Source organism: Corynebacterium sp. ACRPJ, assembly GCF_022347345.1.
GTDB lineage: Bacteria > Actinomycetota > Actinomycetes > Mycobacteriales > Mycobacteriaceae > Corynebacterium > Corynebacterium tuberculostearicum_D.
Genome location: NZ_JAKRNC010000025.1, coordinates 1 through 13,980 on the forward strand (window position 1 = coordinate 1; position 13,980 = coordinate 13,980).

The 13,980-nt window shown below is 55.5% G+C and carries 16 protein-coding genes; 9 read left to right on the forward strand and 7 right to left on the reverse strand.

The features are described from left to right. Nucleotides 1-113 precede the first annotated feature (113 nt). Genes MHY08_RS11300 through MHY08_RS11310 form a run of 3 tightly spaced genes read right to left on the reverse strand, consistent with a single transcriptional unit; the run spans nucleotide 114 to nucleotide 1,559 of the window. Nucleotides 114-377 carry a CHY zinc finger protein gene (locus MHY08_RS11300; RefSeq protein WP_239236720.1) on the reverse strand — a complete coding sequence of 88 codons (264 nt, stop codon included), beginning with the start codon at nucleotides 375-377 and terminating at the stop codon, nucleotides 114-116. Beyond that, entirely contained in the window at nucleotides 355-1,194 is an 840-nt protein-coding gene (locus MHY08_RS11305; protein WP_239236723.1) for a hypothetical protein, read from the reverse strand. The genes MHY08_RS11300 and MHY08_RS11305 overlap by 23 nt, the downstream gene beginning before the upstream one ends. Continuing rightward, nucleotides 1,194-1,559, reverse strand: a complete 366-nt coding sequence (locus tag MHY08_RS11310; RefSeq protein ID WP_239236725.1) for a heme transporter — start codon at nucleotides 1,557-1,559, stop codon at nucleotides 1,194-1,196. Before MHY08_RS11310 ends, MHY08_RS11305 begins: the two co-directional genes overlap by 1 nt. A 118-nt stretch (nucleotides 1,560-1,677) precedes the next feature. Here MHY08_RS11310 and MHY08_RS11315 point away from each other — a divergent pair, with 118 nt between their 5' ends. From MHY08_RS11315 to MHY08_RS11330, 4 genes are all read left to right on the forward strand, one after another. Further along, on the forward strand, nucleotides 1,678-2,112 hold the full coding sequence (locus tag MHY08_RS11315; protein WP_179387217.1) for a hypothetical protein: 435 nt from the start codon (nucleotides 1,678-1,680) through the stop codon (nucleotides 2,110-2,112). After that, on the forward strand, nucleotides 2,109-2,909 hold the full coding sequence (locus MHY08_RS11320) for a PrsW family intramembrane metalloprotease (protein ID WP_239236727.1): 801 nt from the start codon (nucleotides 2,109-2,111) through the stop codon (nucleotides 2,907-2,909). Before MHY08_RS11315 ends, MHY08_RS11320 begins: the two co-directional genes overlap by 4 nt. A 95-nt stretch (nucleotides 2,910-3,004) precedes the next feature. Next, nucleotides 3,005-4,201, forward strand: a complete 1,197-nt coding sequence (locus MHY08_RS11325) for an HNH endonuclease signature motif containing protein (protein WP_239236729.1) — start codon at nucleotides 3,005-3,007, stop codon at nucleotides 4,199-4,201. Nucleotides 4,202-4,229: 28 nt separating this feature from the next. Then, complete coding sequence (locus tag MHY08_RS11330) at nucleotides 4,230-4,808, forward strand: LURP-one-related/scramblase family protein (protein ID WP_239236732.1); 579 nt, start codon at nucleotides 4,230-4,232, stop codon at nucleotides 4,806-4,808. 347 nt (nucleotides 4,809-5,155) lie between these two features. Here the strand turns inward: MHY08_RS11330 and MHY08_RS11840 are convergent, their stop codons facing one another. After that, nucleotides 5,156-5,365, reverse strand: coding sequence for an abortive infection family protein (locus MHY08_RS11840; protein ID WP_367620221.1), 210 nt, complete (start codon nucleotides 5,363-5,365; stop codon nucleotides 5,156-5,158). Between the two features lie 129 nt (nucleotides 5,366-5,494). Next, the gene (locus tag MHY08_RS11335; protein WP_239236734.1) at nucleotides 5,495-6,340 is read right to left on the reverse strand and encodes a CPBP family intramembrane glutamic endopeptidase; all 846 of its coding nucleotides are present in this window, start codon (nucleotides 6,338-6,340) and stop codon (nucleotides 5,495-5,497) included. 173 nt (nucleotides 6,341-6,513) lie between these two features. On the opposite strand from MHY08_RS11335, the gene MHY08_RS11340 reads away from it, so the two are divergent. Together MHY08_RS11340 and MHY08_RS11345 are read left to right on the forward strand one after the other, a co-directional pair. Then, the gene (locus MHY08_RS11340; protein ID WP_239236737.1) at nucleotides 6,514-7,698 is read left to right on the forward strand and encodes a sensor histidine kinase; all 1,185 of its coding nucleotides are present in this window, start codon (nucleotides 6,514-6,516) and stop codon (nucleotides 7,696-7,698) included. Continuing rightward, nucleotides 7,691-8,353, forward strand: a complete 663-nt coding sequence (locus MHY08_RS11345) for a response regulator transcription factor (protein WP_239236739.1) — start codon at nucleotides 7,691-7,693, stop codon at nucleotides 8,351-8,353. The genes MHY08_RS11340 and MHY08_RS11345 overlap by 8 nt, the downstream gene beginning before the upstream one ends. A 655-nt stretch (nucleotides 8,354-9,008) precedes the next feature. Here MHY08_RS11345 and MHY08_RS11350 read toward each other — a convergent pair. Further along, nucleotides 9,009-9,746 carry an ABC transporter permease gene (locus tag MHY08_RS11350; RefSeq protein ID WP_239236741.1) on the reverse strand — a complete coding sequence of 246 codons (738 nt, stop codon included), beginning with the start codon at nucleotides 9,744-9,746 and terminating at the stop codon, nucleotides 9,009-9,011. Next, nucleotides 9,746-10,426: an ABC transporter ATP-binding protein gene (locus MHY08_RS11355; RefSeq protein WP_239236743.1), complete on the reverse strand. Its 681-nt coding sequence runs from the start codon at nucleotides 10,424-10,426 to the stop codon at nucleotides 9,746-9,748. The genes MHY08_RS11350 and MHY08_RS11355 overlap by 1 nt, the downstream gene beginning before the upstream one ends. Nucleotides 10,427-10,778: 352 nt before the next feature. Here MHY08_RS11355 and MHY08_RS11360 point away from each other — a divergent pair, with 352 nt between their 5' ends. From MHY08_RS11360 to MHY08_RS11370, 3 genes are all read left to right on the forward strand, one after another. Further along, nucleotides 10,779-11,888, forward strand: a complete 1,110-nt coding sequence (locus MHY08_RS11360; protein WP_239236746.1) for a sensor histidine kinase — start codon at nucleotides 10,779-10,781, stop codon at nucleotides 11,886-11,888. Next, on the forward strand, nucleotides 11,885-12,544 hold the full coding sequence (locus tag MHY08_RS11365) for a response regulator transcription factor (RefSeq protein ID WP_239236749.1): 660 nt from the start codon (nucleotides 11,885-11,887) through the stop codon (nucleotides 12,542-12,544). Before MHY08_RS11360 ends, MHY08_RS11365 begins: the two co-directional genes overlap by 4 nt. A 396-nt stretch (nucleotides 12,545-12,940) precedes the next feature. Further along, on the forward strand, nucleotides 12,941-13,480 hold the full coding sequence (locus tag MHY08_RS11370; RefSeq protein WP_239236752.1) for a hypothetical protein: 540 nt from the start codon (nucleotides 12,941-12,943) through the stop codon (nucleotides 13,478-13,480). The last annotated feature ends 500 nt before the right edge of the window (nucleotides 13,481-13,980 follow it).

Consider the following 13,980-nt stretch of genomic DNA (forward strand, 5'->3'; position numbering starts at 1 on the left):
TTCCGATGGATTGAACACGAAACGCGCGGATATAAGCACCAAGACCTTATATCCGCCCGATTTACCCAACCTGAGCAGCAAGATCACTGTAACTCAGACACACTTTTTGCTACTTAACCCTTAAATTTATGCCCACAGTGGGGACACGCAGGCGCGGCGGAGTAGGCATGATAGTTCATTTCGGTGCGGCAAGCGCCGCAGAGTACCGAGGGGGCGTCGACAAGCATGGGCCCAAACTCATGCTCAGTGAGCTCAGCATGGCACAGCGCGCAAGCAAAATACTCCCCGCAGGTGGAGCACTTATTGGCCACCACATCCAACGGCGAATGCCAATGCTTGCACCGGCCCTCCGCATCAATCGCGCCGTGAATCTTCATGGCCGTCAGCATACGCGCCATTCTGCTGCCACTGGTGCTTCTTTTCCTCGGATTTCTTAGCATTGCGCACAGCCTGAATGCCCACCACGATGGCGATGATGAGTGGTACCCACACCTTGCTGTAATCCATGAGGAATACGAGCCAGTCGGGCAGATCGATGTCGATGTTGAAGTCGAGATTCGGCACCGGCAGCTCAATCTGCGGAAACTCCGGCACCGGGAGCGCGATATCCGGCAGGTTAATCTCCGGCAGCTCCCAATCCGGCAGCAATCGGGACAAGATGCGGCTGATGATCGGGCCAAGCACGATCACGCCAATGGCCCAGCCGGACTTTCCCAGCCCGCCTAGAAACGGATACAGCACCCGCTTGAAGGAACTTTCCTCCATGGCGTGCCGACGCTTCTCTCCCAAGGAGCCGGCCGGCGGATCGAGGGCGACTGCCTCCTCGCCATTGCGGTAGTACGCATCCAGGAGCTCACCAAAGGGTGACGCCTGAATGTCCAGATAAGGTTTGCTGCGCGGGGCGGAGTTCTCGAGCAGGGTGAGGTCTTTTTCAATCTTTTTCTTGAGCGAATAGCGGCCCGCGCGGGGCCGATCGTGGCGGCTGCGTACCTGACCGTTCACCACAATTTGCAGGCGTGGGCTGGGGTTCTTCTGCCAGAGTTGGACGCGCTCCGCCAGCGAGGCATCGCCTGGGACTGGGGTAAAGTCCTTGGCCTTCTTTGGCCACTCGCCCGTCTCCGCGAACTCGGCATCGTACCCGCGCTGCACCTCGATGGTGCCCACCTCGGGGTGCTCTAGGCGCCAGGTCTCCATTAGCTCTTCCCTGCCTTAGAGCCCACCACGGCACCCAGCCTGCTCGCGGCCCATGCCAGGAAAACAAACACTGGGAGGTATATCCAGGTGCCCTCGTTGAAGTACAGGGACATGGCGGCAAAATAGGCCAACCCTGCCACACTGAAGATGGTCCAGGAGGCGCGGAAGGTGGCGCCGTCGGCAAGAGCAATGATCACCGTCAGCACGGCCATGAGGATGAGCAGGATAAGGCCGGAGACAAGGTGGTAGACAGCGGGCGGAACAACGATGAAAACGGTGACCATGGCGATGGGCGCCCACCATTGCCACCAGACGCGGCTAGGCTCGTCTTTTGTTTCCGCTTCTTCTTCTAGCTCCTCAAACACGCACCCAACCTATCACAGGGCTTGGCAGAACTTATGGGGGAGAAATCCTCCCTATGTCCGGCTTAATCCTCCCCGCGGAGGATACCGCGATGAGCAGGGCATACCTAGCGTTGAGTGTATGAAAAGCACACCACTCATCCTCGCGGCGGGCGTGGTATTTGGCGCCATCTACGGCACCAATGCACTCCTGCCAGACTTTTATGACAACCCTACGTCTGAAGTGCAGGTCGGCTCGGCCCGCATCCCCGGATTATCCTGCACGGAAGAAGATGGCTCCACCAGCAGTGAACCACGCTGGGACTGTGACGGCACCCAGATCCGCGCTAAAGAAGTCGGCGTACAGGACAAAGACCAAGCCACCCGCCGGTACCTCCGGGCAATGGGGGAAGGTACGGCCATACCGGAAGGAGACATCGACCGCGACGGGGATAAGCGCACGCTTAGCGATGGCGACCTCGTAGCCATCAGCATTGAGGGCGATGGCCTCACCACGTTCCTCTCCTTGCACGGACCGCGGGCTGAAGAACTTGCCCAGGAGGTAGAAAAAGCATGAAGAATCTGTACTGGCTATCTATCGCTTTCGGCCTGGTAGTTTCCGGCTTTTTCTTTGTTGATCGCCGTTTTACCGAGGTGGGGCTCATCGGTGCGCTCATCTGCGCTGGCTTGACGCTTGGACTGGGATTCTGGTGGTTTAGGCCGCGGCCGATGTGGCAGGGCATCCTATGGGGTGCGCTCGCCCAGCCGGTGGTGGTTAGCCTCAACGACCAAATGGTGGGGATCTCGGACAAGCTGGGGATCACCCACCTCGACGCAGCCTTATACTCGCCGCTTCCGGAAGAAACCATCAAGCTCCTCGGCGTTGTCATTATTATTGCAGCCTTTGGGAACGTGCGGCACCCTTACCAAGCCGCCGCGATCGGAATGGCGGTAGGTCTTGGTTTTGACGCCATGGAAAATATTCCATTCCTCCTGAGCGCGACCATCACTAACCTGGATGGCGATCTCTGGGGCGCCATTATTACCGGTACCGGGCGAATCCTCACTGGTGCCTTTAGCCATGCACTGTATACGGGGGTTGCGGCGTGGGGCGTCGGCAAGCTCTACGCGGGCGCGCGCCACGGATACTGGCAGGTGGCCGGATTCTGGCTGGCCGCTATCGCCCTGCATACCCTGTACAATGCCTCGCTGATCATTACGGGTGATTGGCCGGTGACCATTCTCCTTACCGCTCTCATTACGTGGACACTGATTATCTGGGGCCTGCGTTTCATACGCAAGCAAGAGAAGAAATATGCGGCACAAAAAAGCGAAACTACTCTACCCACCAAGGATCCAGAATATAGCTCTTGAGCTGCGTAAATACGAAGGAAGGGGCTCGTGTCCGAGGGGTGTTATAAGGTGTGAATCGTACACAAGTTCACACGATTATTTAGGTACGATGCTCCATGGAAGAACCCTACTTTTCCACGACCAACACCACCGACCCCACCACACGCTCAGCCTTTGAAATGCGAAAGGCGGAATACGAGTTCTGGGTGAACCAAATCCCAGAACTCGATTCTGATTTCGAATTAGTTACCCGATCCCTCTACCGCACCACCGGCGTTAATGAAGGCCGGATTGGCCATATCCTCATGGCGCTGCACCGCTTGGAGGAGCTACCCGAGCTCCAAGCGCTGCAGCACCGCCTCTATCACTTGGACCTCGACCGGATTATTGCCATCAATAAGTCCCTCAACCGCTTGGGTAACCCAACTCCGGAGGTAGTGGCACGCATCGATGAGCAGCTCACTGCCTACCTCACCCCCACCCGGCCGAACCAGACCATGCGTACGCAGGCACAGATCAAGCGCAAACTCAACGAGCTCATCAACCTCGCCGATGACACATTGGCCGTCACCCAGGGCCCCACCCAGCCGCGCTACACCATGGAAAATTGGGGCGATAACACCTCGGCGGTGACTTTGAGTGCGGACCCGGCGGTTATCGCGAGCGTCGATAAGTGCATCCGGCAGACCGCGCTAGAGCTAGATTGCTCGCTTGCCGACGCCGCCATTGCGCTCCTCACTGGCCGTACCCAAGCTCCCGAAATCATCCTCAACGCCTATAAAGCCACCGACGTGCCCAATTCCCCGGCGTTTATAGAATCCGTGGGTTGGCTCGACCCGGCGCGCTCAAATGCGCTGCCCTACACCAAAATCCGGGAGATGGACCCTAACCACGAGGTAAAGGGCTACGTCACCCCCGCGTCCATGGCTGCGTACCTGGAAGGATTTGACGGTACCTGCCGCTACCCCGGCTGCAACCGCCCGGCCACGGCCTGCCAGAAAGATCACCGCATCAACCACGCGGATGGCGGGCCGACCACCCCGGCAAACCTCGCCTGCTTATGCCAGCACCACCACAATGTGAAGACCGATGGTCGTGCTTTCTACGTCATGGACCCACATACGCGCGACATCATCTGGCTATTTGAAGATGGCACCTGGACCACCACCGAACCCTCCGGTCCACTGGCGCACAAGAACAAAAACTGGGTGCAGACCTTCGCCCAAACCATGACCGCCCACCGCGCTCGCGCCTACGAGGAAGCGCAAGCACTCATGCACCAGCAGAAAACCACCCCTAGGGAGGAGGAATAAAACCACCAGCTTCCCTACAGTGGCTGGCATGACGCAAAATTTATTCACACTTGACGAGCTCGTAATTTCTCAGACCAAGTCCTTCCTCAACGATCAGTTCATGATCACCGATCTAGACGGCACTCCTGTGGGCACTATCCTGCAATCCACCAGTCTCAAAGACATGGTGTTTAAATCCTCTCGAAGCTTGGAGGTTGCCATCACGGATGCTGAAGGCAACCCGCTACAGACGGTCATGACGATTTCGGATCCGCCGAATTTTCTGCGGGATACCTATGAGGTGCACTTGCCGGGAATCGAAAAGCCCATGGCCGTCATTACCAAGCGTTTCTCCATGCTCAAGACAAAGTTGGACTTGACCATGGAGGGCTTTGCCGACGTCGAAATTCACGGCGACTTCTGGGATTGGAACCTTTCCATCACCTCAGAAGATCGCCTGCTTGCTGACGTCTCTAACGAATGGACTGGCATGGGTAATTTCTTCATGGGCAAAAACACGTACCGCCTGCGCATCACGCCGGGCCTCAATGAGCAACATCACGCCGCCATCATCGGCGCCGTGATGAGCATGGATATGCTGCGCACTAAGCAAAAGAATAGCGACTAAAACATAAAAAGAACCGGAGTGGAAAAGTGTTTCCATCTCCGGATTTCGATGGTGTGATGTTCACGATGGCAGCTCAGCATGGCCTTTCAAAAAGTATCTCCCGAGCTGCGAATATGGAATCTCCCGAGAATTAATCCGCTCCTTGGGCTCTTCAATCAACCGCGAAATCGGCCCTAGAATCTCCACCTGTCCACTTGTCTCCTGGGCCTAGCACATACTGTGGACATGGGAAATGCTCGTCCACCATGACCGGACAAGCTTTAGAATATCTGTCTTATAAAATTGTCCAGAGCTTTTCCTGATCGACGTTCCAGAACTAGGAAGACAGTCTCACCCGTTCGGATCGTTTAAACGCCAAGGCGCGGTTTCAGAGGAAAAGTCGCAAGCATCATGTCCCGCCAAAGACGAGCGGCATTCACTGCCAACTCCGCATGACGCTGCTCTAGTCCCAACCATAAACTCCCAGGCTCGTGCCCAGTCTCATAACTGTTGCGTAGTTCTACAAGACCCAAGGCAACACTGCTGGCACCATTGAGTATCTGCCTTGCAACCTGCAAGCTTGTCCGGTATTAACAAGGCACACAAGTGCACATCCAAGGACTAATTCGCGACGCGAACTATCTGTCCTTCAGCGCTAAGTCCATTCTCTGGATACACAAGCCATGTAGCACTCTCAAAAGAGAAGTCTAAGTGCTTTTCTTTTTCGAACTCCACCACGCCAAGAGGGCCAAACCCGTAGCAAGCTGTGTCACGCCTAGTATGACCCACGCCGTCGAATCGAGGGCCACGGGAAAGAGGATTGCCAACACGGCCATCACCGCATGCATGCCACCATGTGTACCGGCCGCCCACCACACGCTTTTCTTCCACACAACCATTGCGCCGGCGAGAACCGCCATGCCGAGAGGAAGAACGAGGTACAAGAGAAAATCTGTCGTGCTTTGCTGCCCACCCGAAGAGGAGAGATGCGGAACAGTAAAAGCCAAAGTCGTCCACACTACCGTGAATATGGGTCGCTGAGCTGTAGTAGAAAACAGCCATCCACGATAAATCAATTCCTCTGGAATACCCTGCAGGAGATAAGAACGCACTAAAACATAGACGACACCAGCCACTATCACTCCCACTGAACCGGAGCTGGGGACCGCATCGTGCTGTGCCTCAGGCTCCGAGAATAGCGATAAGAAAACCCAGCCAACTGCCATCGGTACTGCGACGATAGCTGTGCCACCGAGAATTCCAGGGAGGATTTTCGAGATATCAAGAAGCCCGATCACCCGCAGTTGTCGCCGCTCAACAAACCGCATCCATCCCCACAGCATAATCACAACAACGATCGGGGTCAGCAGAAAGATTGCAGCATTAGCTCCGATACCCGCAGCGTCGTCTCGCTTCGCAATGGGTAGCTGGTGCAGCGGAACACGCACCATATTAGAAGCCGTAAGCATGACAGATGCGGCAATGACGCGAACTAGGAGTCCCCACCAGTTCAATGGAAGACGTGGGGAAAGAGGCAATGGAAGTTTGTTCATGCCAGGAAAACTACAGCTACTGCGAGCTGCTTTTAAGTGTCTCCCGTCATTACTTCAGGTCGCAAAACACATGACCCGCGTCATGGGTCGGCCGGTCTAGGATTAGTCCTATGCCCTCCCGAGCTCGCCACATTGCTCCGTCTACGTATGTTGCGTCGACACATGACGTCGCCATGCTTGTGCAGCCATTTCTAGCTTTCTTCAGCCCGGTAGCGGTGTTTATGGTTCTAGCTATTGTTCGCTGGGATACTCCCCAGGCCATGATCCCCCAACTCGTTGCCCTGGCGCTTTACCTTGGCTCTGAAATCTGGTGGTCGCACGCGGTAAAAAAGCGCCTGCCTCTCATTGCGGCTACGTGGTGCTTCGCTGCGTCAGCCCTAGTTGTATTCCTCACCGCAGATAACTCATCCTCGCTGGTAGTAATCTGGCTTGGGGTCGTGGCCGTAGTCATTGTCCAGTCGTTGCGTGCTGGAATCATCTACGGTCTGATCCCTGTCTTAACCGTGGCCGGAGTTCATGTCGTCTCCGGCTCAAGCCTTGGCAGAATTATTACCGAAACTCTAGCGTCGTTCTCGCTGATAGCAATCGGTGTCTTTCTTGCACGCCTCGCCCGTACGGCAGCCACCGATGCTGTAGAGAAGACCCACCGGGCTGCGGAACTCGCCGACGCAAATGAACAGCTACGGCGCTCCATCGAGACCGCCCGTGAGCTCACACTCTCTGAAGAACGCGGACGCATTGCAGCAGCGTTGCATGATGGTTTAGGACATCGGCTCACGGCCATCAGCATAAGCTTGGATTTTTCCCAACGCATGATAGCGAAGAACCCACAACGTGCCGCCGAAGAGATAGCTCATGCGCGCAATACAACAATTGCCGCTCTCGACGATATGCGCACAGTCGTGCGGGCTCTCCACCCTATTCGTTTAGAATCCGAAGGGTTTTATGACGCACTGACTGCGTTGGGAAACTCCTTTTCTTCTACCGCACTGACCGTTGAGGTAGAAGTAGCATCAAACGCCCCAGAACTCACACCTCCCGTGGAGAATTTTCTTCTCGCTGCGGCACAGGAGGCCTTAACCAACGTGGTCCGACACAGTGCAAGCACCACCACGGCACGCATGTCCGTGAATTTTGACAGCGATCTCAACGTCATCACTATGTCGGTTTCCGACAACGGTGCAGGTTCTGATGACTCGCAGGCGGGCTTTGGTATTCGCTCGCTACAAGAACGCGCCAAAGCGCTTGGCGGACGAGTCCTCGTTTCGGGGCACGGGGGAATTGCTGATGGATTTCTTCTCAGTATCGAGCTGCCTGTGACTAGCTGCCAACAGAAGGACAGATCAACGTATGACTAACCGAGTAATTCTCATCGATGACCATGAGCTGCTTCTCCGCGGTCTCACCTTAATTTTCGACACCATCGACGAGTGCGAGGTTGTCGCAACTACTACTAATGGAAAAAAGGTGAGCTCGCTTATCGATGCTTTTGCACCCGACATTGTTGTCACAGATGCGGTCATGCCTGACTTCGATGGGCTCGCTGTCGTACGCGAGTGTGCGACGCACTACCCTCATGTTCCCGTGCTGGTTCTCACCACCTTCGACGACGCCACACTGGTCCGCTCACTCATCGATGCTGGTGCGGCAGGCTATCTGCTCAAAGACATTGATGCCAATCATCTCGCGGAAGCGATCGATGCCGCCGCCAGCGGCGGCATCGTCCTCGATCCCCGTATTGCCCGAATGCTGCACCGACCAACAAACGCGAGCTGCAGTCCATCATCTAAAAAGCCTGCGTCCGTGGAGGGAATCACCACCTTGACGCGTGCAGAGCGCAAAGTCGCGACCCTTGTTGCGGAAGGAAAGAACAACAAGGAAATCGCTGAAATTCTCTACTTAGCCGAAGGCACCGTAAAGAACCATGTGTCCGTCCTACTGCGCAAGATGAAGGCTTCCGATAGAACCGTCCTCGCTCTCACTCTTGCCCGCGCTTTTGGTCAACTAGATTAATTAACATACGTAATCCAATGGATTATTCGTGCCCCTAGCGCCGTTCGGCGGTCACGAGGTGAAAGAGTAAATACTCGGGTCAACCTAGCGCAGCAAGAGGCGCGGTCCCACAATGACTTAGTTTCCTTCAGTATGGACAGAACCATCTGTGTCGACGCAGCTGAACTGGTGATATTTCAAAGTGCCTTTCAACGCCGCGCGGGATTCTATTGAGGCGAATGCTAGCTCCGTTACTGTTCTTTACCCTGCGGGCAGCCCGATTAAAGCCGACCCGCAAACAGGACGACCAGTCCTCTACGACAACGCTATCCCAACCGACTACAGCCACAACCTAGGCGTACAAAAGGATGGGCCGGCACCTAACCCCGACACAGGGCAACACAAAAAGACACACATTTTGTCGTACATCCCCCAGAATCCCTGCAAATAAAGCGAAGACCCTAGGTCCAGTCGTCCGCCTGGGATCCTAGGGTCTTCTTCCCTTCCTGTCGTAACAGGTAGCTATGCCCTTAGTTTTGACATTGTTACCCGACAGGTCAAGACAACCCCACCCCAAACCTAGGTTTAAGCCCCATAACATGACTGCATCACCAATGTGCAGTGGTTGCGTTTGGTTACAGATCGGTGTCACGGTCGGGTTTCTTGCCAAAGGTGGCTACCGCATGGGCGCGTTGATCACCTTGGGGCGGCGGGCGGCTAAGATGGTGATGAGGAGCGCGAGCACAGTGCATGTGGCATAGACAGCAGCACCACTAGCCAGAGCACCGCTCCAAGGAAAAGCGTAACTTTCATCCAGTAGTCTTAGCCCGATCCGGTAGGGCCAAGCAGTGGGTAGGGCCCATGAAAAGTCGGCGGCCATCACGACCATCGTGGCCATACCGAGACCGACCCCAATGATGTTGACCACCACGATGTTGCGAGTCAGGACGCACAGGGCGGCACTGAGAGGGACCATGACTAAGAAGGTGCCACCCTGGAGAACGAGGTAGGCGAAGGTCATCTGCCAGATTTCTGTACGTGCGCCGCTACTGAGCATCAAAGCGATCATCAGGACTGTCGACACTGCCACGAAGGTCGCGAGAATCGCTGCGATGACGAGGAGTTTTGCTATGACGAGCCGTGTTGCACCATGCGGCTGAGTGAGCCAATCGAACCAGGTGCGGTTACCTAGTTCAACGTGGAAGCCGACACTGGTGACCACACAGGCTACAAGGCCGGTGACGAGCATAGACTGATTGTGCAAAATAAAATAGCGCGACGAGCCGGTGGCGGTAGCACCTATGACAGCTGCAATGGTCACCATCACCCAAGGGGCTAGATGCAAGGCAAGAGCGAACCATAGTCCTCTTTCTCTACGGAGCTTGTGCCACTCGTTGTGAATGAGGCGAATCATCAGTTTCCTTTCTCCATGAGACGCATGTAGAGGTCTTCCAGATCCTGCTGGGTTCCCTCACTTCCGTAAACAGAGTGGATGATGCGCCCAGCCTTGAGGAAGGTCAGCTGGTCTGCCAGAGCTGCTACCTCAGTCAAGTTGTGACTAGAGACGACGATGGACACGTTGCGTTCATCGCGCACCCGTTTAAGCAGTTCCCGACATTCACGAATGCCCTTCGGGTCCAGCCCATTGGTGGGCTCGTCCAACAGAAGCAGTTGCGGATCGCCGATCAAACTTCTCGCGATGCCAAGACGCTGACGCATTCCCAAAGAAGTCTGACTACAGGGAAGTTCCATATGCGCGTCGAGTCCCACGAGAGATAACAGTGTCGGTAGCTGATCATGCGAGGCACCCAGGTAGTCAGCGCTTAGCTGCATGTTCTCGAGCACAGTCAAACGCGCGTAGAAAGCGGGGTATTCGATGAGGTGTCCCATCCCTAACGGTTGAGGGTCGGTGCGGATCACCCCTTCGTAATCCACAGCACCAAGGATCGCCTTAAAAATAGTTGTTTTACCGGCTCCATTCGGCCCCAGCAACGCATGAATGCTACCTCGGTCGAAAGCGAGATTCACTCCAGAAAGGGCCCATGAGTCACCGAACTTGACCTTAAGGTTCTCAATGTCAACCACGGGATTCATAGCAGGATCCAAACAGCAAAAGTGATGACATATAAGACAAAGAAGACCAAAGGTATGCGGCCCACAGCCCGGAGCCCGCCCTTCATGATCTGTGCAAGCAGAGTGAACCCAGATGCTGCTAGGCACAGCAAGCTTGCCACTAGCAAGATATTGGACGCGATTTCCATCAATTCCTCCTCAATGTAGAAGTAGCGAGGTTCGGCACAACCAACGTTAGGAGAGTGATTTTGAGATTAGGAGGCGCAATCGGTCAGTCTGTAGGTGAAAATGACCAAGTAAAAATAGCCCAATGGCGCCAGATTTGGCCGAAAGATACCCAGGGTAGAAGATGACCGGCTCTTAAGATGAAGGAATGAACATTCCGTCAAACACCGCTGGCATGTTACTGGGTGCAGCCAGCATCCTTTTCGTGCTTCTTTGTGCGGTCGACAGCTTTGTCGGTAACCAAGTTACTGTTCCGGTGTGGCTCCTCCTAGGGGATTCCGTGATCGGCATCCTGGCGTTGAGACAGGCTCGTCAGGGTCGTGCGGGAGTGGGGTTGGCTTTATCAGCTGTTTCGACTGCAGCCTGTGGAACGGCCCTCGCCTACGTTTCGAGGTCGGCTGGTGCTCATGGATTCTGGCGTGGCCAGGCTACAGGGGTGGCCTACCTTGCGCTGGCTTTGGTGCGGTGGCAACTACCCTGGACTCCGGAGGGCACCTACCAAAGCACCTGGTGGGGGATTGCTCTTGTCGGGCTGAGCGTTGAGTGTTTCGTCGCGTGGGGCAGTTTCATCGTGGCCCACCGGAACCTCGTCCGTTCCCTACGGGAGCAAAACGAGGCTCTGGCCCGCGAAAAGCAGAGCGCCATTGCTGCCGCTCAAATCCAAGTACGACTGGATATTGCCCGCGAGATGCATGATGTCCTAGCCCATCGACTCAGTCTTATCAGTATGCATTCCGCAGCATTGGAACACCTCACCACGATGACTGACCACGAACGCATACAGGCAGGTGCGCTGATCAGATCCAACGCCCGTGCTTCGCTATCCGAACTCCGTGACATTCTCAGCGACCTTCGGGACGACCAGCCACAAACCCCACAGCCGGATATCGTTGATCTGCCTCAACTCGCCGTCGATGCCAGCACTCCGGTAAATCCTGTCCAGATCGACATAGAATCGGATGTTAGTGGCTTGGCTCCCAGTGCCGGCCGTCACCTTTTCCGAATAACTCAGGAAGCCATCACAAACGCGCACAAGTACGGCAGTCCTGGTCGCATCCACGTCCGACTGTGTCAAGAGGCCGATCATTACCTCCTCAATGTGACCAACCCTGTGACAGGACGCAGTTCGACTCCGCCAGGTTTCGGTCTCCAGGGGATAACCGAACGTGTTCACATATGCGGAGGTAACCTCACGTACGCCATGCAAGACAGCACTTACGTCCTCGAAGTCACCATTCCCGTGCAGGAGAACCAATGATCCGTCTTATAGTGGTCGACGACGACCCCTTTGTCCTCGCCGGTATCAAACTCATGCTAGCCGAGCAAAGCGACCTCGAGATCGTAGGGACCGCCAGTAACGGCCGAGAAGCTATCGATCAGATCAGGCACTTCGATCCCGATGTTGTTCTCATGGACCTGCGTATGCCCAGCATGAACGGTATCGAGGCGACGCGCGCGATCAAGCAAAGCTCATACACACCTCGCATTCTGGCACTCACCACTTGGGACACGGACAACATGATCCGCGATGCGTTGGCAGCTGGTGCTGACGGATTCTTACTAAAAGACGCCCACCCTCAGGAGCTTGCTTCAGCCATACGCCGGGCAAGAAACGGCGAGCCTGCTCTCGCACCAGCCGTCACCCGAAAACTCATGGCCGCCTTCGCCCACGACACCGAAGTCCGACAGGAATCACTCGATGCGCTCACCCTACTGAGCGAGATGGAAAACGACGTAGCGCTAGCCATCGCCCAGGGACTCAGTAACGCAGAAATCGCCAACCAGCTCTACATGAGCGTGGGCAACGTGAAGGCATGTGTCTCACGCATCTTAACCAAACTGGGTCTTTCCAACCGAGTGCAAATCGCGACTCTCATCGAACGAGGACAATCAAGTCGCAGTCCCGAGTCCTAATCGAATGCGCCCCTTTACAGCACTAACTCTCAGAAACGCCCACACCCCCCTATTGCTACTCAAAGTGCAGATACACGCACACAGTATTCCTCTAGTTTGTTCCATCACCAAAGTCACCCTTTCTGAAACAATCTCTGCATGAAAACCGGAGAACATACAGCCTCCCTCACGGGGCAAGGCATGCCTACTCACCAACATCTCGTCGTGTCTATTCTGAAGGCGGTTGACAACCTTGGGATCAGCGAATACCAATGAGATTGCCGAATCTGTCATTGAGAACCGTCCCAATGCTGAAGAGATTCGCCAGAGCACTTACCCCCCACCACCCCGCGCTATCGCTTGCCTATCAATGTCACCGAACCGCTAGAAAGAAACCTCAGTACTGCTATCCGTGCAGTGTTCGCCGCTAATGCGTACACCTTGCTGGGTGACACACTCGATGAATGCGCTCGGTCTGGACTTTTCGGAAACAAAGAAACCAACCCTGACGCATTTCACGACAGGCGAAAGACCACCGCCGAGTTCTTCACCCACAGCGCCTCCCGTGTGTTCACTGGCCTATTTAAGAACCAAACCCACGAGAACGACGACATCACCGTTCCAGACTTTCTCAACCGCGACGAACTCGACGCTATCGCCACCCGACTGCACGTGTGCGCACACCAATGGATAGCCACTATCCAACCTGAGACCACCACCCCGCAGGGCCCGCAGGAACGCAACAATCTCGATTCCGTGCTGGCTCGCTTTCCCAACGACAAGGAAGACCTTGCGCCAGGGGCACAGGAAAGCTTTGACTTCCTTGCCAGCCTCGAACTAGACGGGGAGACCCCTACCGGCTACCAGGCCGTAGATAGCGCAGATGACAACCGGTTCGAGAACGAGGCACCAGAGCTAGAAGCAGAGCACGTAGGCAACCAGGACGCCGAACTATAACCACCCCCGAGCCGCAGCAGGCCTAGTCCTTAGTCGGTGCTGTCCCAGAAATCATCAGGGATAGCCTTCCTCTCCAACTCGTCTAGACACTCTACAGCTTCCGCCTCACTCATGCCGTGGCTCATTAACTCGTCAATCATGTAATCGGTGGCAGCATTTAACTCCTGCTGGGAAATACCCCGCAAACTCGGACCCCGCCGCTAACCACCCCCAGCGGTAGTACTAGCGGGAGTCAGGGTGGCATTTGGGTAGTCCTGTGAAGTGCTCATGACACTAAGGCAACCACACCCACGCCCACCACGAAGGGCCAACCACTCTCACGGAGATGCGGACGAAATCACCGCCACCCAGGGCACAACAAAAACGAAAAATCTCGAGACTGGGGTTGCCCGCAAATCGTGGACACGTAGTGGAGCTACCTAGTGGTTAGGCAGCTATTTCTTTTCTGCTGGTGGTTAGACCAATGTGGTTCTCGAAGTCGACGGGGCTTACCATACCGA